Here is a 19,940-nt window from a genome sequence, read left to right on the forward strand (position 1 = left end):
GTCTTCTTGGTCGTTGATCCCTCTACCGGAGGCCTCGCCTATTTCCCGGCACCAACACGCCGGATGGACCCTTCCGGTGACTTCTCAAACACGGCCTAGTCGCCGCCGCGGCGGTCGTACGCTTCGCCGTCGTCCCGAACGTCACCAAGCTGCCCGAGGACCTCGACGTGACCGTCGAACTCTCGGGCACCTACAACGGATTCAATCCGGCCGTGCTCGCCGGCGGCAGCACCCAGGTCCTGCTGGAGGACGCCCCGGTCGAAGCCATCCGCCACATCGAGACCGAGTCGGTCGACGGCGACACCGCGATCGTTCGCCGTACCGACGAGATCAGCATCGACGGCGCCGAGCCGTCGGTCACCGAGGTCCGCTTCGCCGTCGACCGCGAGACCGTCGAGGGCGGCCCTGCCCCGGACGGCGCCGACGACGTCACTTCCAGCGAGGGCCTGGTCTTCGGGCTCCCCGTCGACCCGTCATCCGCGGAGGGCACCTACGACTACTGGGACCAGTCGACGCTGCAGTCGGCTCCGCTGACCTTCGAGGGCGAGGACACGCTGGGCGGCCGGGACGTCTACCGCTATCAGTCGGTCTCCGAGGGGGAGCTCGCCGATCCGTCCCTCCTCGGCCTGCCGGCGACGCTGCCCAAGGCTCAGCTCGCCGCACTCGCCCCGGGCCTCGCGGGCGTGCTGCCCGCCGACCTGCTGGCGGCGCTGCCGTCGGTGCTGCCCTCGCTGCCCGAGGAGATCCCGGTCACCTGGACCTCCCGGGCAACGGCGCTCGTCGATGCCGACCGGGAGCTCGGCATCCCCATCGCCGGCGGGAACACGCAGGAGATCACCGGCGCCCTCGACTTCGGCGTGACGGTCGTCGAGGTGCCCTTCGCGACGATCCAGATCTACTCCACCGACGACGACATCCAGAAGCAGGGGGACGACGTCGGCAGCAACGCCAGCCTGCTCGACCTGCTCGGGACCGTGCTGCCGATCGTCGCGGCGGTGCTCGGCGTACTGCTGCTGCTCACCGCCCTGCTCCTGGCGCGGCGCGCGGCGCGCCGCGGTATCGACGCGCCGCCGCCGGCGGAACGCTCGATCGTGGCCACGCCGGCCTGAGCCGGTGCGGGCGGCCCGGGGCTCCCCGGGGCCGCCCGTCCGCAGCCCACTCAGGCACGGGTGACATCCAGCAGCTGCAGAAGGTCGTACCAATCCCGGTCGACGGCATACGTGCAGCTCAGGGCCATCATTCGACGTACATCAACGACGTCAACTGACCCCACAACAGTCCCACCCCGGCGTTTCGCCTAACGTCCGCCTTTTTAGTCCGTACACGGAGTACGCAGGCGGTGTCGAGCGAGGAGCCTGCCCGTACGGCAGGTGGTGGAACGGCTCTGACCGGCCCGGAGAGGGACAACCGGCGGAGCTCGGCGCCGAGCCCGCGCGGACGATGGCGCGACGAGCGATGCAACACCGCCCATTGGGACGATCGACCGGCCGCGCGCCGGGATGGGACACTCCAGCCGATGACCGCTCACCGGCTGGACCCGCGGTCAAGCGCGACCGTCCCGACCTTGGAACTCGCCAGCACGCCAGGGCATCTCATCCGCCGGGCGCAACGCGTGCACAGCGCGCTCTGGTCGCGTCTGGTCGGCCGCGAGCCGACGGGACCCCAGTTCGCCGTGCTGTCGAGCATCGCTGCCCAGCCGGGCCTCGACCAGACGACGGTGGGAGCGCTCGCCTCCCTCGACAAGGCATCCACCACGGACGTCGTCCGCCGCCTGGTCCGCCACGGTTGGATCATCGCCGAGCCCGATCCGGCCGACCTGCGCCGGAGGGTGCTCCACTTGAGCCGCCCGGCCCGAGCGGCCCTCGAGGCGTTGACCGAACGCGCAGCCGCGGTGCAATCAGCGCTGCTCGCACCACTGGACCCCGGACAGGCCGCTCGGTTGGTGCGCGACCTGGCGACCCTCGCATACGAAGGACGTCCGCCGACGGAGCAACAGCGGACGGGAGACCTGGGCCTCCGGCTCTCCACGACTCCCGGACACCTGATCCGGCGAGCGCAGCAGGCATACACCGTCCGGTGGACGCAGCGGTTCCAGGGAGCCCTGACCGGGCCGCAGTACGCCGTCCTCTGCGCCCTCGCCCAGAATCAACCCAGCGATCAGTCCACGCTGGGTGAGGAGGCGTTCCTCGATAAGTCCTCCATCGCCGAGGTGGTCGACCGACTCGTCACACGAGGACTCGTTGCAGCGGTCGCGAACGACGCCGATCGCCGGCGCAAGGTGCTCGTTCTGGCGGACGCTGGTCGGGAGGCCCTGCCGGCGATGACCGAGGGGGCCGCCGCCGTGCAGGCCGAACTGATGGACCTGCTCCCCCGCTCGGCGCATACCGGCTTCCTCGAGGCTCTCGCCGCGGTCGCCTATCAGGACATGGACGCTTCTCCGGCGGATCGCCTCGCTGGAGACTGACCGCCCGAGAGCTCGTGCCCCGAGCACCGCACTGCTCGGCCGGATCGCCGCGACCGAGCAGTGCCGGTTCATCCCCTTGGTCCGCGAGCCCGTGGACGCCGACGAGCACGCGTTGGCTCCCTCGACCGCGCCCCTCCTACGTCGGCGAATGGGCCACCGCGAGCGCCTCCGCACGGCCCCGATCTTCCCCCGCGCCTGCGGGTGGGGTGAACGCATACGGCCACCCCGTGCGCCTGGCGTCGTTCACCATCTCGCCGACAGCCCACGGCTCCAGGAGCGGGGAGGGGCGGTAGGAGGTCCTCGGTCCTGGCTGCGCCCTCGTGGTGGCCGGCCGCCCTCTGATGGCCGGTCCTCAGGACCTCGTCCCCCCTTGACGAGGCCCGCGAATATGATTCGTTCGTACACGGAAACCGGGCAGCGGTCCGACGAGAGGAGCGCCCGTGTGCTCGACACCGGTCAGTCCCGTGTCCTCTGGTATCCCCACCGGAGCTGAACGCTGTGCCCCGGCCGCGATGGGAGCGCCGCCGCGTCCCGCGTCAGCTCGCGCCGCGACTCACTCCCGCGAGCGCCGCGTGCGGGCACTGAGCTGCCGAACCACCGTCGATGCGTCCGATGGCACGGTGGACGGCCACGTCCACGGTGCTCGGTCGGGCGGACTTCTCCGCCACGAGCCGGCGTCGCCGGTCGGGAAACGTCTCGCGGTCGTCAGGCCGCACGTGCTCGGTCATCAGGATCAAGACCTTGATGAGGTTGCGAGCGACCCACCGCAGCGGAGGCGCAGGTGGAGCGATGGCCTGCAACCGCTGGATGTTCTCGTCGAAGAACGACGTCACCAGCGCCCGGCCGAAGAAGTGCAACGGCCGCGGGAACCAGCGCGTGGCGAAGTGCTCAACGAAGGACGCCGTGGCGGCCCGGCCGGCGGGGTTGTCCGGCCACGGCTGAGCGTCGTACTGGCGCCGGAACTCGACCATCGCGTCGAAGGAGTCCGGCATCGCGGCGACCTCGGGCAGCGGGCGCCCGTCCTCCACGGTGAACAGGTGAGCCATCTCCGACCAGAAGCGGTGCGCCGCGACCTGCTGCTTCTCGTGGTAACCAGGGAGGCCCAACGAGCGCTGCAGCAGGTGCATCGAGGTGGCCTCGTAGCACAGGGTGTTGACGTAGTCCTCGGCGTAGGAGAAGTAGCCGGGGTACTGGCGCGCCCAGTGCGTGTGGAGCTTGTTGATCATCTCCACCGACTTCGCCGTCGCCGGCGAGTGAGGGCCGTGCTCCCACCAGACCATCATGTGGTCCACGGTGTCGTCGACTCGCTTGGTCCCCTGCAGGTCCATCTTGCCCGCACCGTCCCGGTACACCGACTCGGCGCCGCGCACGGTCACCAGGAAGTAGGGGAAGGTGATCGCGTAGAACCAGTGGAACTGGAAGTCGTTGAGGTTGTAGAGGCTGGTCAGCCGCCAGATCTCCACGTAGTCGACCTCGGGGTCAAGCTCGTCGATACGGCGCTTGATCCACTTGCGGCTCCGGTGCTGGTTCGGCGCCGGCGTGGTCGTCGTCATCGGGCGCCCTCCTCAGGGGACGTAGATCGACTTGAGCTGCTGGTACGCGGCCAGGCCCTCGGGGCCGAACTCGCGGCCGATGCCGGACTCCTTCACGCCACCGAAAGGCGCGGTCGGCTCGGGGGCGTAGCCGTTGAGACCGATGGTGCCGGTCTGCACGCGGCCGGCGACGGAGAGCGCGCGCTCGGGATCGGTGGACCAGACGGTGCCGCCGAGCCCGTAGGAGGACGCGTTGGCGATGCGCACGGCCTCGTCGTCGCCGTCGTAGGGGATGACGGACAAGACCGGCCCGAAGATCTCCTCCTGGGCGATGCGGTCGGAGTTGTCCACGTCGGCGAACAGGGTCGGCTGGACGAACCACCCGCGCCCCTCGGCCCGGCCCCCGCCGACGACGGGACGCGCGCCGGAGGCGACCCCCAGGTCGATGTACTCCTGCACGCGGTCTCGCTGCCGCGCGCTGGCCATCGGACCGATGAGCGTGCTCTCGTCCAGGGCGTCACCGACCGGTGCCGAGGACATGATCGCCGCGAAGGCGTCGACCACCTCGGCGTACCGCGAACGCGGGGCCAGCACCCGGGTCCCGAGGAAGCAGACCTGCCCGTTGTTGGCCAGCGTGGCGGCGAACATCGACTGCCCGACCGTGGCGAGGTCGAGGTCGGCGTCGTCGAGCACGATGGCCGCGGACTTGCCGCCGAGCTCGAGCGAGACCGGGCGCAGGAGTCGGGCACAGGCCTCTGCAACCGCGCGGCCGCCGGCGGTGGATCCCGTGAAGGCCACCTTGTCGACTCCGGGGTGCGACACCAGGTAGGCACCGAGATCGCGGTCACCCGGGACGTAGCTGAGCACGCCGGCCGGGAGGCCGGCCGCCTGAGCCGCCTGTGCGACGACGTAGGCGTCCAGCACCGTCTCCGGGGACGGCTTGACGACGATGCTGCAGCCGGCAGCAAGGGCCGGCGCGACCTTCGTGAAGGTCAGGGTCTGCGGGACGTTCCAGGGGACGATGGCGGCGACCACCCCGATCGGGCCGCGTCGCACGATGGTCTCGCGGACCAACATGCCCGGGCGGCGCTCCTCGGGTGCCTGGTCCCGGACCAGACCGGCGTAGTAGCGGAGCAGCAGCGAGGAGAAGCCGCCCTCGAACCGCCGGGCGATCGAGATGGGCATGCCGTTCTGGCTCGAGATGGCGGTGAGGATGTCCTCCTGCCGCTTGTCGATCTCGTCGGCGAAGCGTTCCAGCACCTCAGCACGAGCGGCCGGCTCCCAGGAGGACCAGCCGGAGGGGTCGTCGAAGGCCGCCCGAGCGGCCGCCACGGCCACGTCGACGTCGGCCGGGCTCGCCTCCGGCACCGAGCCGATGACCTCTTCGGTGCTGGGCGACACGACGGTGATGGTGCGGTCGCCGTGGGGCGGCACGAACTTGCCGGCGAGGAACAGGGTGTCGTGGTGGGTGCTCACAGGGCGTCCCCTCTCTGGGCGCTCGAAAGCGGATGGTGCGGCGGGGTACGCCGCAGCTGTGAGCAGCGGGGCGAACGCCCACGCTGCGCTGTGACGACCGTCTCAGCGGTATTCACCGACGGCACTGGCTCCGCAGTACGAGATCGCGGCCGGCGTTTGTACGCCGCGTGCACCGAGGAGCCGGATCGCCACAACCGGCTGGGCCCTGCCACACGACACGACGCTGGGAGCAGGTGGTGACCATGTCGCCCACGGACCGGAGCACCCCGGCGCCTGACGGGCCGACCGAGCGGGCCCGCCGACTGGCGGACCTCGTGCGCGGCCTGCATGCCGACCCCACCACGACGATCGCGCCGGACGGGCCACCTCGGGTCTGGGCGGCGACCGAGGCCGTGGGACCGGGAGCGGTCGCGTGGGCGTGGAACCGGGCGCACGAGACGGCGACGGCCGTCCTGGTGGCGAATCCGGACCAGCCGGACCTCCCCCGAAGGGAGATCACGGACGCCGCCATGGGCATGCTGCTCGGCGTCCTGCACGACCTCGCGGACAGCGCCGCCCCAGAGGCAGGCCTGCCGGCGCTCGCGACGATCGCGCGTGACGCCGTGGCGCGCGGACTCCCCTTCGACCGCGTCGTCCGGGAGATGCGTCGCGGCCAGGCGCAGTGGACGGAGGCGCTGCTGACCGCCTTCTCCGACGCAGCGCCGCCGGACGTGCTCTCCGCGGTGGCCCTCGTCGTGGCCCGGCACGTGGACACCGCAGTCGACTCGCTCATCGCCGGATGGCTGCAGGAGCGGGAACAGCAGTTGAGCGGAGCGGCGGCCCGGCGCCGCCGACTCGTCGAGCTCCTGCTCGAGGGCTCTCCCGTCGATGCCAGGGAGTGCCGCTCAGTGCTGGGGCTCGACGTCGAGCACGTCCATCTCGCCCTCGTGCTGCGCGCCCCCGCTCCCCAGGGGACGACGGTCGCGCAGGACTCGGCCACACGCGTCGCGCGGTTGACCGGAGCCGCCACGACCTTCGTCCACCAGGCCACGGACGACACCGTCTGGCTCTGGGCCAGCCATCCCCGCCGCCTGGACTCGACCCGGCTGGACGAACTCCGTCCTGTTCTGGATGCCGCCGGGCAGCGGCTCGCCCTCGGACTCCCGCGACGTGGCCCCCGGGGGTTCCGCGACAGCCACCTCGACGCCCGGGCTGCGGACCGGCTGCCCCAGCCGGCTGCCGGCGGGAGCGCGCTGGTCCGGTACGGCGACGCGGATCTGGCCGTGCTCCTGGCCGCGGACATGGACCAGGCGCGGCGCTTCGTGCGGGACCATCTCGGCCCCCTCGCCGGGGCCGGAACCGGGTTCGACGACCTCCGCCGAACCCTCGCGGCCTACCTGCGCGGAAACGCCAGCCTGCTGGCCGCCGCGAACGCGCTGCACGTCCACCGCAACACGGTGGTCTACCGACTGCGCCGCGTCGAGCAGCTCCTCGGCCACCCGGTGAGCGAGCGGGCCGAGGAGGTCCTCGCCGCGTTCACGCTCGTGGAGCACTTCGGGACGCTGGTGTTGGAGGTGGACCCCGACGTCGGCGGACGCTGAAGCCGGTCGGAGGTGCACAGCGGATCGACCGCCCGTCGTGAACTCGGTGCGAGCAGACGTTGACACACCTCCCACGGGGTGATTAACCTCCTTGTAATAGTTCGTACACGGACTATCTCGATGTCGTCGCTTCAGGAGAGGGTCCGCCCGTGTATCCCGACGAGTTCCCCCGTAACGCCTGGTACGTGGCTGCCCGCAGCGCGGAGCTGGAGGAGGGGCGTCTCTTCCCGCGCTTCCTCCTGGGCGACCCCGTCGTCATGTACCGCACCGAGGACGGGACCCCGGTGGCGATGGTCGACCGCTGCGTGCACCGCCAGATGCCCCTGTCGATGGGCCGGCTGCGCGGCGACCGGATCGAGTGCGGCTACCACGGGCTCACTTATGCCCCCGACGGCAGCTGCGTCCGGATCCCCGGCTCCTCCCGGATCTCCGACCGGGTCCGCGTCCAGACGTTCCCGTTGGTCGAGGGGCACGGACTGCTGTGGATCTGGATGGGCGACCCGGACGCAGCCGACGCCCAGCAGATCCCCGACCACCACTGGTACACCGCCGACGGGTGGTCGACCGCAGGCGGCACCCTGCACATGGACGCCCGGGCCCAACTGCTCAACGAGAACCTGCTCGACCTCTCCCACCTGTCCTTCCTGCACCCGGACTCGATCGGCTCCCCGGAGATCGCCGAGATCCCCGTCGACGTCGCCCATGACGATCGCTCGGTGACCGTGCGGCGAGAGATGCCGCAGGTCGCCTGCCCACCGTTCTTCACGAAGGTCACCGGCATCGAGGGCTCCATCGACCGGCAGCAGATCGCCCAGTTCTTCGCGCCCGCCTTCCACATCACCACCACGACGTTGAAGCCGTCGAGCGACGGGGACGACTCGCGCATGGCCCGGCAGAAGACCATGCACGCCATCACGCCGGAAACGCGCACGACCACTCACTACTTCTGGTCCGTGTCACGCGACTACGCCGTCGGGGACCAATCGGTCACGGACTACACCCTCACCGCCGTGGCGGGGGTCTTCCGCCAGGACATCGAGGCCTGCGAGGCGATCGAGCACATCATCGCCTCCTGGGAACCCTCGTACCCCCTCGAGCTGAACATCAAGGTCGACGCCGGCCCGCTCCAGTCCCGGAAGATCATCGAGAAGATGCTCGCCGCCGAGGGCAGCGCGGCAGGAGCCCGCGCACAGGACCGGTTCACCGACACCGCCACTCGCGCCGCCGCTCGGGCCTGGACCGAGCGCGCCACGGCCCTCGACGGCTGACCGTCCGATCCCTGCTCCGGAACCCATGGCGATCCACGCGTACCCCCACCACCGGCCCGCAACGGATGCCTCGCGGTACGGACACGGACTGACGTCCATGACGCCGCACCCCCTCGTCCACCGACGAGCTGTCACCCCGGAGGTCCCATGACGACGCGTCGATTCGCCTCGCCCGAACCCGACCTCGAGCTCCTCTACCGGGACATGGAGGAGCAGCAGCTGCAGCCGCTGTGGGAGCTCAAGGGTCTGCTCACGCCGACGCCGACCGTGCGCTCCGTTCCCCACCGGTGGTCGGCGAAGGACCTGAGGGCGCTCGGAGAGAGAGCCGGGCAGCTGGTGCCCATCGACCGCGGGGGTGACCGGCGGGTGCTCGCCTGCGCCAACCCCGGACTCGACGGCGCTCCCTACGCCGTCTCCACACTCTGGGCGGCCGTGCAGTACCTCGGCCCCCACGAGGTCGCCCCGGCGCACCGGCACACCCCGGCCGCGCTCCGCTTCGTCCTCGAGGGCTCCGGCGTGTGGACCCTCGTCGACGGCGACCCGGTGGCGATGTCGGCCGGGGATCTCGTCCTCACTCCCAGCTGGAACTACCACGAGCACCACAACTCGACCGACCAGCCGATGCTGTGGATGGACGTCCTCGACCTCCCCGTGGTCGCCGCCCTCGAGGCGGTCTTCTTCGAGGAAGGCTCGTCCGAGGTGACCGAGCGCCTCACCGACCCCGTGTCGAGGGCGGAGCGGAGCTACGGCGGAGCCGGACTGCTCCCCCCGCCCGCCGAGCGCACGTCACCACGCCACTCCCCTCTGCTGGCCTACCGATGGGCCGACACCGACCGGGCGCTGACCCGCCGCCTGGACGTCACCGGAGCCCCGGCGGCGACGATGACCTACGTCGACCCCACCCGCGGCACCGACGTGATGCCGACAATGAGGTGCGAGGCCCACCGCGTCCTGGCCGGCAGCCGGTCCCCTCGTCTACGCCAGACGGGGTCCCGCGTGGCCACCGTCTTCCGGGGTGACGGTGTCGCGGTCATCGGGGACCGCCGCTTCGACGTCGCTCCCGGCGACATCCTCGCGATCCCCTCCTGGACGACCTGGCACCTGGAGGCCCGGGACCAGCTGGACGTCTTCAGCACCAGCGACGCCCCCGTGCTGGACGCCCTGGGGCTCTACCGAGAGGAGAAGGTCCCGTGAGCACCACCGAGCGCAGCGTCCCCCTGCTGGTCGTCGGGGGCGGCATCGGCGGGCTGGCCGCGGCGCTGGCCATCGCCCGGACGGGGACACCGGTCCACCTCATCGAGCAGGCCGCCGAGTTCACCGAGATCGGGGCCGGCCTCCAGGTCGGTGCGAACGCGACCCGGGTGCTGCACCGGCTGGGCGTCCTGGAGGCGGTACAGCAGGTCGCCGTCCACCCTCAGCGCGCCATCATGCGGGACGCCACGACCGGGGAGAAGCTCACCGGGCTGACGCTCGGTGAGACCTACCGGCGCCGGTACGGGTTCCCGTACGTGGTCATGCACCGCAGCGACCTGCTGCAGATCCTCCTCGACGCCTGCACCGCCGAGCCGCTGATCACGCTCGAGAACGACCGCACCGTCGTGGACGTCGAGCTCGGCGACGGTACGGCCGCCGTCACCTGTGCCGACGGAACCGTCTACCGCGCCGGCGTCGTCGTCGGCGCGGACGGGCTCCGGTCCAGGCTGCGCCGACTGTTCAGTGACGACGAGCCGGTCTGCAGCGGCTACGTGGCCTACCGCGGCACCCAGCCGATCGAGGAGGTCGCCACCGACGTCGAGGCCAACGACGTCGTGCTGTGGGTCGGGCCGCGGATGCACCTCATGCAGTACCCCGTCCGCGCCGGTGCCCTCTACAACCAGGTCGCCGTCTTCCACAGCGAGAGCTTCGCCAGCGGCGCCGGGGAGTGGGGCACACCCGAGGAGCTCGACGCCGTGTACGCGGGCACGGTGGAGCCGGTCCGGATCAGCGCGGCCGCGGTGTCCCGGGCCCGGCACTGGCCGCTGTTCGATCGCGAGCCGCTCGACTCCTACGTCCGCGGTCGGGTGGCCCTCATGGGGGATGCGGCCCACCCCATGCTCCAGGTCCTGGGCCAGGGCGCCTGCCAGGCGCTGGAGGACGCCGTCTGCCTCGCCGACGTGCTCGCCGAGCACCCGGACGACGTCGACAAGGCACTGGCCGCTTACGAGGAGGCCCGACTCCCCCGCACCACCCGCTGCCAGCGTGCTGCCCGGCCGTGGGCCGAGATCTGGCACCTCACCGACCCGCTCGCCATCGCACTGCGCGACCGGGTGTTCCGCTCGCGGGCCGACGACGACTACAGCGACGTCGACTGGCTCTACGCCGAGTCCCCCGCCTGACCGCCGAACTCGCACCTGGAGACCCCATGAAGCTCTGCACCTTCCTCGATCCCGCCGGGGCCCATCGCGTCGGCGTCGTCACCGAGTCCGGCATCGTCGACGTCACGAGCCAGGTCCCCGCGGACGGTGCCGGGGGGCCGATGCGCCGGCTGCTGGCGTCCGGGGCCGACCTCGGCGACCTCCGCATCGACGGGCCGGCCCTGCCGGGGCCCCGTCTACTGGCCCCGGTCCCCGACCCGACCAAGATCGTGGCGGCTCCGGTCAACTACGCCGACCACCAGTTCGAGATGACCCAGGACAGCCACATCGACGCGCTCGGTGTCTTCCTCAAGGCCCCGAGCTCCCTGATCGGCGACGGCGCGACCGTCCGGCTGCCGTACGACGACCGCCGCTTCGACCAGGAGGGCGAGCTCGCCGTCGTCATCGGCCGCCGCGCCAGCCATGTGCCGACCGCGCGCGCCCTGGACCACGTCGCCGGCTACACGTGCCTGCTCGACATGACGATGCGCGGGGGCGAGGACCGGTCGGTCCGGAAGAGCTTCGACACCTTCACCCCTGTTGGCCCGCACCTGGTGACGCCGGACGAGGTCGGGCCCCTGGAGGAGCTGGAGCTGCACACCTGGGTGGGCGGGACGCTGCGGCAGCGCGCCGACATCCGGGACCTCATCTGGGGTGTGCCCGCGCTCATCTCCTACGTCAGCTCCGTGATGGTCCTCGAGCCCGGCGACATCGTGACCACCGGCACCCCGGCCGGCGTCGGGCAGGTCCACGACGGCGAGGAGGTCGTCGTCGAGATCACCAACGTCGGCCGGCTCGGAGTCACGGTGACCGCCGAGGGCGCCGTCGCCTGCCCCACCCTCGGCAAGGACAAGGGCCCCAAGCCCCCGACCGAGCTCACCCCCGTCTTCGAGCGGACCCCCGCCTGACCGGACCTCTCGAGGCCCCGCCTCGCGTCCACCCCTGCCCGCTCACCGCCGTCCCGCTCCACAACCGAGAGGAAGACCGATGAAGATCTTCGACCCCGTGGACGTGTGCAACTCCCCCGACGAACTGCTCAAGGTGACCGAGAACCCCCGGCACCGCGCGATGCTGAAGAACTACCGACGGCACGCGATGCTCGAGATCGCCGGCCGCTGGAAGGAGATCCTCGGTCCCGGCATGCTCGTGGAGGTGCCGGAGTACCGGCTGTTCGACGGCGGACAGGGGCTCCACCTCCGCGGCCGCGACCAGGTGGCAGGCTTCTACGAGGCCTTCGCCGCATCCGGCGCGACCGTCTTCGGGCCCCTCGAGGAGCGCATCGCCGTCGCGGACTGGGGTCTCTCCCTGGAGTCGTACTTCGGCAATCATCTGCGCGGGCACCAGCTGCAGGCGATGGGCATCGACGTCGACGACCCCGAGGGCTACTTCCAGCTCGAGCACTGGTACGGGTCGTTCTGGCCGTACGACGAGAACTGCCTGCTCAAGGGCGAGCACGTCTACGAGAACACGGCCACGCGGGTGGTGCACCAGATCGACGAGAGCCAGTTCGTCACGCAGGAAGCCGCTTCCGCCGCGCTGAACCCCATCCTCGACGGTCCTGGACCGGACTGGCTGCGCGACTGACGTATCGGCGGTGCCGCCTCCGGCGGCACCGCCGACCCAGACCATCGGCTCGCGGGACCCCCGAGCGAGCCGCCGTCGCAGTGACGACGGGATACGCCCAGGACCGAGGAGAACACGCATGACCACCGACAGAGGCCCCGGACGGGTTGCGGGCAAGGTCGCCTTCATCACCGGCGCCGGGCGGGGTCAGGGCCGCAGCCACGCGGTGCGGTTGGCAGAGGAGGGGGCCGCGGTCATCGCCGTGGACATCTGTGCCCCGGTCGACTCGATCCCCTACCCCCTGGCCACCGAGGCGGACCTCGCCGAGACGGTGCGCGCTGTCGAAGCCGTCGGCGGCAGGATCCTCGCTCGCGTGGCCGACGTCCGCGACGGCGCCGCGATGCGTCAGGCCCTCGACGACGGCCTGGATTCCTTCGGCCAGCTGGACATCGTGCTGGCCAACGCCGGTGTGGCGCCCGTCGGCCCCGACATCACCCCGGGTGAGCGCACCTGGCAGGACGTGCTGGACATCAACCTCACCGGCGTCTGGCGGACGGTGAAACTGACCGCCCCCCAGCTCATCGACCAGGGCGAGGGCGGTGCCATCGTCGTCACCAGCTCGGCCGCGGGGCTCAAGCCACTGGGCACGGACTTCGCCGGGACCGAAGGTTATGTCGCGGCCAAGCACGCCCTCGTCGGGCTGATGCGCAACTTCGCCACGTGGTTGGCGCCGCACGAGATCCGGGTGAACTCCGTCCATCCCAGCGGGGTGGCCACCCCGATGATCGACAACGACGCCATGCGCGCCTTCCTGAGCAACACCACGGCCGCGGTAGCCGAGGCCATGAGCAACCTCATGCCCGGCGGACCACTGGACCCGCGCGAGATCTCCGACGCCGTGCTGTGGCTCGTCTCCGACGAGGCCCGCCACGTCACAGGGGTCGCGCTCCCCGTCGACGGCGGTTTCGCGATCAAGTGAGCTACGGCGCACCGCGCAGCACCCATCGCCACGCCGAGACCGGACCGATCAGACACCGACCCGACCCGCAGGACGAGGAGCACAGGATGAGGGAGACGACCGACGTGGGCCAGAGGCGCCGGATGCGAGGACGGCGACCCGTTGCGAGCTCCGTCGACGGTGCTGCGACCGTGCAGGCGGTGCGCTGACATGGGACTCATGGACGGCAAGGTCGTCCTCGTCACCGGGGCGGCTCGCGGGCAGGGGCGCTCACACGCGATCCGCTTCGCCGAGGAGGGTGCCGACGTCGTCGCGCTCGACCGGTGCGGCCCGGTGGAGAGCGTCCCCTACCCCCTGACCGAGCCGGAGGACCTGGCCGAGACCGTACGCGCGGTGGAGGCGCTCGACCGGCGGATCATCGCGCGCCAGGTCGACGTCCGGGACGGGTCGGCCATGCGGTCGTCCGTGGTCGAGGCAGCGGCGGAGCTCGGCGGCCTGGACGTCATCCTGGCCAACGCGGGAGTCGCCAGCTTCTCACCGGTCCGCGAGATGAGCGACGAGGTCTGGCAGGACAACGTCGACATCAACCTGACGGGGGTGTTCCACACGGTCCGGGCGGGCCTCCCGCACCTGCGCGGCGGCGGCAGCATCGTGCTCACGGGGTCGACCGCGTCCCGCCGGGCCGGCGCCAACCTCGCGCACTACTCCGCGGCGAAGCACGGGGTGGTCGGGTTGATGCAGGCCCTGGCGATCGAACTGGGACCGGAGGGCATCCGGGTCAACGCGGTGCTGCCCACGACCACGGACACCGCGATGGTGCAGAACCAGACGATGTACGACCTCTTCCTCCCCGACAAGGACTCACCGGGGCGAGCGGACCTGGCGGAGGTCCTCCCCCAGCTCCACCTGCTCCCCGTGCCCTGGGTGGAGCCGGTCGACATCAGCAACGCCTGCCTGTTCCTCGCCTCCCCCGCCGCCCGCTACATCACCGGTGTCGCGCTGCCGGTCGACGCCGGGTGGCTCGCCCGCTGACGAGGCCCGCACCACGTGCCGGCCGGTCGCACGGTGACCGAGGAACCACCGCCACTCCGTGACATCCCGCTCAGGTGCCGCCCGCTCGGACCGGCCACCTGTCTCCCCCACAGGAAGGGTCCCGATGAGCACCAACCGTTTCACGACCGGACGACGAGCCGGGCGCAACACACTGACCTCTCGCCGCAAGTGGCTCGACGAGCGGATCGAACGCCTCGACGTCGAGACCGACCACGCCGAAATCGTCCGGTTGAGCACTCTCTACCGGCTCAACGACATGCAGTTGCACTGGTTCTACTCGGTGGGCACGCCGGGGGCCGGGATCGCCCCGGCGGTCATCGACGCCGTCTACCGGCATGGAACGGGCAAGTACGTCACGCAGGCGGCCAAGCGCCGCGACGACTCGGTCGACCACATGCTGACGTGGTTCGAGCACGGGTCCGACGCCGAGGCCACGAGGAAGTCCGTCGGGATGGTGAACAAGTACCACGCTCACTTCGCGCGCGAGTTCCCCGACGGCTTCGCCAACGCCGACGACTACGTCTACATCCTCTGTCTCAACGCGACGCTCGTGGAGACCGCCACCACGTCGCTGGGCCTACCCGGTCTGACCGACAAGCAGAAGGCGGCGATGCACCGACTCTGGGCCGGCATCGCCGAACAATTCACGATGCCCGACGGCAGCCCGGTGACGAACCTCGAGCCCTTCCCGGACAGTTTCGACGGCATGGTCACCTACGTCGAGGAGTACCAGGCCCGTCCGTGGCCGGTCCACCAGCCAGGCCACCAGGCCACCACCGCGGAGATCGAGCACTTCGCCACGACGTGGTTCCCCCGTCCCCTGCACTTCTTCGGCCGGGCGTTGGTCACCGCATTCATGTCGCCGCACGTCATGCGCGCGCACGCCATCGAGCCACCGCCGGCGGCCCTCGCGTGGCTGGCGCGGCGGACCATGAAGGTCATGATGCTGCTCTCGATCCGGGTCCTGCCCGACAACCCGGAGAGCTACACCGACCGCCGCCGTCGCCTGGCCTCCATCGGGAGGGGAGCCCCCAGCCCGGTGGACACGGCAGTGCACAGAAGCCTCTCACGCGGCCGTGCCGGCAGCGATGTTCCGGCAGGGCCCTCGGCCTGCCCACACCTGGCTGCAGTGGTTCGTCACTGACCGGTGAGTCCGACCTGAGTCCGCAGAAGGGAGTGCCTGCTGTGCAGAGCACGCATGACGAGGTCGAGCTGCGCCTGGAGGTGGCTTCACGGACGATCGGCGCAGCAGGCGTCGCGGTCCTCGAGCTCCGGGATCCCGACGGCGGCGAGCTGCCTGCCTGGACCCCCGGTGCCCACATCGACGTACGGCTCGGAGGGGACCTGGTCCGCCAGTACTCGCTGTGCGGTCACCCCACGGACCGCTGGTCCTGGCGGATCGCCGTGCTGCGCGAACCCGCAGGCCGCGGCGGATCCGAGCGAGTGCACGAGACCCTCGTCGCGGGCACGCCGGTCGAGGTGAGTGGGCCACGAAACCACTTCGAGTTGAAGGCCTCACCGAGATACCTGTTCATCGCCGGTGGTATCGGCATCACGCCGATCCTGCCGATGCTCTCGGCCGCTGAGGCGGCCGGCGCTGACTGGGAACTCCACTACGGCGGGCGCAGCCGCCAGTCGATGGCCTTCCTCGAGGAGTTGGCAGACGCCACGGGCAACCGCGTGATCCTGCACCCGCAGGACGAGGTCGGCCTGATCGACCTCTCGAAGATCCTCGACACCCCGCGGCCGGCCACGTTGGTCTACGCCTGTGGTCCCGAGCCGCTGCTCGAGGCCGTCGAGGAGCACTGCCGGGCTTGGCCCGGCGAGAGCCTGCACATGGAGCGCTTCAGCCCGAAGGACCTAGGCGACCCCGTGCGCACCGACGCCTTCGAGGTGGAGCTGGCTCGGAGCGGCCTGACGCTGGCGGTGCCGCCGGACAGGTCCATCCTCGAGGTGCTCGAGGAGGCCGGCGTCCCGGTGCTCTCCTCTTGTCAGGAAGGCACCTGCGGTACCTGCGAGACACCTGTGCTGGACGGGCAGGTCGACCACCGTGACTCGCTCCTGACGCCCGCCGAGCAGTCCGCCCACGACACCATGTTCGTCTGCGTGTCCCGCGCGGCCTGCCCTCGCTTGGTGCTCGACCTGTGAGGGGCCTTGCCCCCTGATCTTGGACACGCGTGGGGTGTCTACGCCGCGGTTGGCAGCGTAGCCGGGGCCCGGCGGGCCTCGTAGTCGTTCGGGCTGGTCTGGCCGCAGGCGGAGTGCCGGCGGCGGGTGTTGTAGCGGGTGGCCCAGGCGAACACCGCCCGCCGCGCCTCGGCCGGCGTGCTCCAGCTGGCCGCGCCGGCCATCGTCTCGCGCTTGAGGGTGGCGTTGAACGACTCGGCCAGCGCGTTGTCCGCGCTCGAGCCGACCGCGCCCATCGACCGGACCACGCCGAGCCGGTCACACAGGGCGGCGTAGGCCCGGGAGGTGTACTGCGCCCCGCGGTCGCCGTGGAAGATCGCCCCGGCCAGACTGCCGCGGGTCGCGGCGGCCGCGAGCAGCGCGTCGGCGACCAGGTCGGTGCGCATGTGGTCGGCGATCGACCAGCCCACCAGCCGGCGGGAGAAGCAGTCGATCACCGTCGCCAGGTACAGGTTGCTGCCGTCGGCGCAGGGCAGGTAGGTGATGTCCCCGACGTACTTGACGTTCGGGGCGTCGGCGGTGAAGTCGCGTTCCAGCAGGTCAGGCACCTGCTCGTCGGCCGGCTCCGGGATCGTGGTGCGCACCCGGCGGCGCAGCCGGATCCCGGCGATGCCGTGCTCGGCCATCACCCGGGCCACCCGCTTGTGGTTCACCCGCTCGTCGTCACCGGCGCCGTCGTTGAGCTCGGCGGTGATCCGCGGCGCCCCGTAGGCCCGGTTGTCCCGGTGCTCGGCGTGCACCGCCCGGATCCGCTCAGCGAGTCGCTCGTCGGCCGCGGCCCGGGCGGCCCGGGCGTCGGCGGCTGCCGCCCACGCGTAGAACGAGCCGCGGGAGACCTCCAGCAGCTGGCACATCCGCTTCACCTCGAAGGCGTTCCGGTGGTCGGCGACGAACTGGAAGCGGGTCACCAGCGCGTCTCCCCGGCGAAATACTTGGCCGCCGCCCGCAGGATGTCCCGCTCGGCGCCAAGCTTGCGCTCGTTGGCCTCCAGCTCCGCCACCCGGGCGCGCAGCCGGGCCAGCTCGGCATCGGCCGACTCGTCCCCCGGTGGTGGGGGCCCGCCGTCCGGCCGGGGGTAGCGGCCCCTCACCGGCACCCCGGCCGCCTTCAACCAGGCAGACAGAGTCGTGTCCATGATCCCCAGATCGGCGGCGATCGACGCCACCGTCGACCCCTCCGTCGTCCGGTACAGCTCCACCGCATCCCGGCGGAACTCCTCCGAGTACACCTTCCGCACCACGAGCCGATCATCTCGCTTCCTCCAGGCTCGGCCTGGGTTCAGCGTGTCCACTGATCGGGGTCAGGTCCCGTAGGGGCGAGAACAGCCGACGGACGGGGACGCGATGCCGACTGTGCCCAGCACGTCCACCAGCGATTAATCATCGAGCGCCTTCAGGCCGGGGATGGTTGTCGGCGGCAGCGGCCAACCGTTGGCTTGCGAGATCTCCTTCAGTTGGTTCTCGGCGTGCCTCCGGAGCTCCGCGGCAGCGGCGGCGTCGTAGCCGACGGCTCTGAACCGACGCAGGTTATGCCCCAACACCTGCGCCCAGCGCAGGTACGGGTCGAGAGCCAGCAGCCGCTCGTCCACCGAGTCTTGCGGCTTCGCCTCCTCCATGACCTGCCGTCCGAGCACCGCACCAAGTGCCCGTTCGGCCTCTAGCCACGTGTCCAAACCGGCCCAGTCGGGCAGCCCATCCACCAACGCGATCATCGCGATCCGGAGGTTGGCGAGGCGCTCGCCGACGGGCTCCGTCGTCGGGTCAAAGCCGACCAATCGTTGGACCGCCTCCTGCACGCCGGACCAGAGGGCGCTGGCCGCCGCCTTGCGGGACTCGGCAAGTGCCTCGTTGGCACGCCTATTCGCCAGCGTGGTCCCCACGGCAGCGACTGCCAGCGAGAGCGCGGACACGATCAGCGCGATGACTTCCATTCCGACCCTAGAAGCGCTGGCTGGCGATTTTCGCGAAGATCTCCGCGTAGTCGTCCAGCGCCGCCTTGGCCCGGTCGACCTCGCCACCGAAGAGTTCACCCCGCAAAGGTCCCCACGTCGCTCCCTCTGTGGCCAGCTCGTGCTGCAGGTCGTACACCGGGTCGCCGTGGTCGTGGGCCGCTCGCCAGGTCGACCTACCGAACCAGTGAGAGCGCCCGCCCCAGCCCCCGTCAGGCGAAGCGGCGATGCGCACATTGACGGCGTCCTGGGCGAGCACGCCCAGCACAACCTCGGCCCGGTCGAACTCGGCGCCATAGGCGTCGTCGTCCGGCAGCTGATCCTTGAAGACAGGCCGCAGCATGGTGAAGAGCCACTCCGCAACCGGGGTATGGAACTTTCCCGCCTGATTCTGGGTGAGTTCCTCCAGGGCCTCGCCGAGCGACTTGCCGGACTGCGCAGCACGCGCGAGCGTGTTGGTCGTCCAATCTCCGTGGTCGAACGGCTTGTACGGGTCTGTTGCCTCCAACAAGGCGAGAGGCTTGCCCTCGTACCGGTCGCGGATAGTGCTGTCAACCACCAATGCCTTGAGGTTTCCCCAGCGCCGACTCGCCACACAGGCCAGCCCAGCGGTCATCACCGACACCATGCCTGGAAGGTGCCGAAGCGCGAGTAGTCCTTGGACGCCGGCTTGAGTCTTGCTGGCCGCCTGCACGAACGCACGAATCCCGCTTGCCCAAGGCGCCAGCGCGTCTGGCGACCCCCAGCGCGCCGCGACCTGGAGCGACGCGCAGAAGGGCTCGGTCAGTTCGAACAGCTCCTGCGCCTCGGTAGCGAGCCGCACCACCTGCTCGTCACTGGTTCCGCCGAAGGGCCCGGCCACCCTCTCGGGGTCGCTGATCACCTTCAAGATGCGCTGGACTTCCTGCGACACCAGGTCGTCCAGCTCGATACGACGCGCAGGGTCGACCAGCATCTCCTTGGTCAGACGCTTCAACAGGTTGGCGCGGTCAGCGGCTGTCGCCTGTTCAACGGCTTCCAAGGCTGCCGCTGGACCGAGTTGCTTATCGCCCATCACACCGTGGATCGTCGTTACCAGTGACGCTGCCTGGGCTGCGTAGGCGTCGCCGAACAAGTCGGCGTAGTTGAGGGTCAAGCCCCGGGGCATGGTGTGTGACGGCGACCGCGTGATCTTCGGTTCGGGTCAGGCGCTGAGCGCCGGGATGCCGGTCGAGGTGGTCACCTCCTCGGTGGTGTCGTCGGTGACCGGGCGGAGCCGGCAGCGGGCCAGGACGTCGAGGCCGAGGTAGCGGCGGCCTTCGGTCCACTCGTCGTGCTGCTCGGCCAGCACGGCGCCGACGAGCCGGATGAGGGCGTCGCGGTCGGGAAAGATGCCGACCACGTCGGTGCGCCGGCGGATCTCCCGGTTGAGCCGCTCTTGGTAGGGGTCGACCCGGGGCGCGGTGCCAGCCTCGCGGCTGGTCCGTTTCCCCGGGCCGCCCTCCGAACCGGACGTGCCCGTTCCCGAGCATCCGGCTC

Annotated in this window: 16 protein-coding genes and 2 pseudogenes; 12 read left to right on the forward strand and 6 right to left on the reverse strand. The window is 70.8% G+C overall.

Annotated elements, in window-relative coordinates; all coding sequences use genetic code 11:
- Nucleotides 1–107: 107 nt before the first annotated feature.
- Together ACK586_RS23415 and ACK586_RS23420 are read left to right on the forward strand one after the other, a co-directional pair.
- Nucleotides 108–1,109 (forward strand): annotated as a pseudogene (locus tag ACK586_RS23415) (porin PorA family protein); the annotation flags it as partial.
- A gap of 455 nt (nt 1,110–1,564) precedes the next feature.
- Nucleotides 1,565–2,464: a MarR family winged helix-turn-helix transcriptional regulator gene (locus ACK586_RS23420; protein WP_409332930.1), complete on the forward strand. Its 900-nt coding sequence runs from the start codon at nt 1,565–1,567 to the stop codon at nt 2,462–2,464.
- A 536-nt stretch (nt 2,465–3,000) separates the two neighbouring features.
- Here ACK586_RS23420 and ACK586_RS23425 read toward each other — a convergent pair.
- On the reverse strand, nt 3,001–4,017 hold the full coding sequence (locus ACK586_RS23425) for a hypothetical protein (RefSeq protein ID WP_409332931.1): 1,017 nt from the start codon (nt 4,015–4,017) through the stop codon (nt 3,001–3,003).
- 12 nt (nt 4,018–4,029) lie between these two features.
- Nucleotides 4,030–5,472: an aldehyde dehydrogenase gene (locus ACK586_RS23430; RefSeq protein ID WP_409332932.1), complete on the reverse strand. Its 1,443-nt coding sequence runs from the start codon at nt 5,470–5,472 to the stop codon at nt 4,030–4,032.
- 242 nt (nt 5,473–5,714) lie between these two features.
- Between ACK586_RS23430 and ACK586_RS23435 the strand changes: the two genes are divergently transcribed.
- The 10 genes and pseudogenes from ACK586_RS23435 to ACK586_RS23480 all read left to right on the forward strand — a co-directional run.
- A complete protein-coding gene (locus tag ACK586_RS23435; RefSeq protein WP_409332933.1) occupies nt 5,715–7,052 on the forward strand; it encodes a PucR family transcriptional regulator in 1,338 nt (445 codons plus the stop codon).
- A 149-nt stretch (nt 7,053–7,201) separates the two neighbouring features.
- Nucleotides 7,202–8,320: an aromatic ring-hydroxylating dioxygenase subunit alpha gene (locus ACK586_RS23440; protein ID WP_409332934.1), complete on the forward strand. Its 1,119-nt coding sequence runs from the start codon at nt 7,202–7,204 to the stop codon at nt 8,318–8,320.
- Nucleotides 8,321–8,467: 147 nt separating this feature from the next.
- Nucleotides 8,468–9,514 carry a cupin domain-containing protein gene (locus ACK586_RS23445; RefSeq protein ID WP_409332935.1) on the forward strand — a complete coding sequence of 349 codons (1,047 nt, stop codon included), beginning with the start codon at nt 8,468–8,470 and terminating at the stop codon, nt 9,512–9,514.
- Nucleotides 9,511–10,695: an FAD-dependent monooxygenase gene (locus ACK586_RS23450; RefSeq protein WP_409332936.1), complete on the forward strand. Its 1,185-nt coding sequence runs from the start codon at nt 9,511–9,513 to the stop codon at nt 10,693–10,695. Before ACK586_RS23445 ends, ACK586_RS23450 begins: the two co-directional genes overlap by 4 nt.
- A gap of 26 nt (nt 10,696–10,721) precedes the next feature.
- Nucleotides 10,722–11,621 (forward strand): fumarylacetoacetate hydrolase family protein, encoded by a 900-nt coding sequence (locus ACK586_RS23455; RefSeq protein WP_409332937.1) that lies wholly within the window; start codon nt 10,722–10,724, stop codon nt 11,619–11,621.
- A gap of 79 nt (nt 11,622–11,700) precedes the next feature.
- Nucleotides 11,701–12,297 carry a hypothetical protein gene (locus ACK586_RS23460; RefSeq protein WP_409332938.1) on the forward strand — a complete coding sequence of 199 codons (597 nt, stop codon included), beginning with the start codon at nt 11,701–11,703 and terminating at the stop codon, nt 12,295–12,297.
- A gap of 118 nt (nt 12,298–12,415) precedes the next feature.
- Nucleotides 12,416–13,255 carry a mycofactocin-coupled SDR family oxidoreductase gene (locus ACK586_RS23465; protein WP_409332939.1) on the forward strand — a complete coding sequence of 280 codons (840 nt, stop codon included), beginning with the start codon at nt 12,416–12,418 and terminating at the stop codon, nt 13,253–13,255.
- A 189-nt stretch (nt 13,256–13,444) separates the two neighbouring features.
- Nucleotides 13,445–14,266 (forward strand): mycofactocin-coupled SDR family oxidoreductase, encoded by an 822-nt coding sequence (locus ACK586_RS23470; RefSeq protein ID WP_409332940.1) that lies wholly within the window; start codon nt 13,445–13,447, stop codon nt 14,264–14,266.
- 124 nt (nt 14,267–14,390) lie between these two features.
- Nucleotides 14,391–15,431 (forward strand): oxygenase MpaB family protein, encoded by a 1,041-nt coding sequence (locus tag ACK586_RS23475; RefSeq protein ID WP_409332941.1) that lies wholly within the window; start codon nt 14,391–14,393, stop codon nt 15,429–15,431.
- 59 nt (nt 15,432–15,490) lie between these two features.
- Nucleotides 15,491–16,435: pseudogene (locus ACK586_RS23480) on the forward strand (PDR/VanB family oxidoreductase); the annotation flags it as partial.
- A gap of 38 nt (nt 16,436–16,473) precedes the next feature.
- Here ACK586_RS23480 and ACK586_RS23485 read toward each other — a convergent pair.
- The 4 genes from ACK586_RS23485 to ACK586_RS23500 all read right to left on the reverse strand — a co-directional run.
- A protein-coding gene (locus ACK586_RS23485) for an IS3 family transposase (protein WP_409332943.1) occupies nt 16,474–17,714 on the reverse strand; the annotation gives its coding sequence in 2 pieces (ribosomal slippage) (nt 16,474–17,399 and nt 17,399–17,714; 1,242 coding nt in all).
- 135 nt (nt 17,715–17,849) lie between these two features.
- A complete protein-coding gene (locus ACK586_RS23490) occupies nt 17,850–18,404 on the reverse strand; it encodes a hypothetical protein (RefSeq protein ID WP_409332944.1) in 555 nt (184 codons plus the stop codon).
- 7 nt (nt 18,405–18,411) lie between these two features.
- On the reverse strand, nt 18,412–19,557 hold the full coding sequence (locus tag ACK586_RS23495) for a hypothetical protein (RefSeq protein WP_409332945.1): 1,146 nt from the start codon (nt 19,555–19,557) through the stop codon (nt 18,412–18,414).
- Nucleotides 19,558–19,605: 48 nt separating this feature from the next.
- Nucleotides 19,606–19,940: transposase (locus tag ACK586_RS23500; protein ID WP_409332946.1), on the reverse strand; the 335-nt coding region annotated here is incomplete at its 5' end.

This window comes from Trujillonella humicola (assembly GCF_046233715.1).
In the GTDB taxonomy this organism is placed as follows: Bacteria; Actinomycetota; Actinomycetes; order Mycobacteriales; family Geodermatophilaceae; genus Trujillonella; species Trujillonella humicola.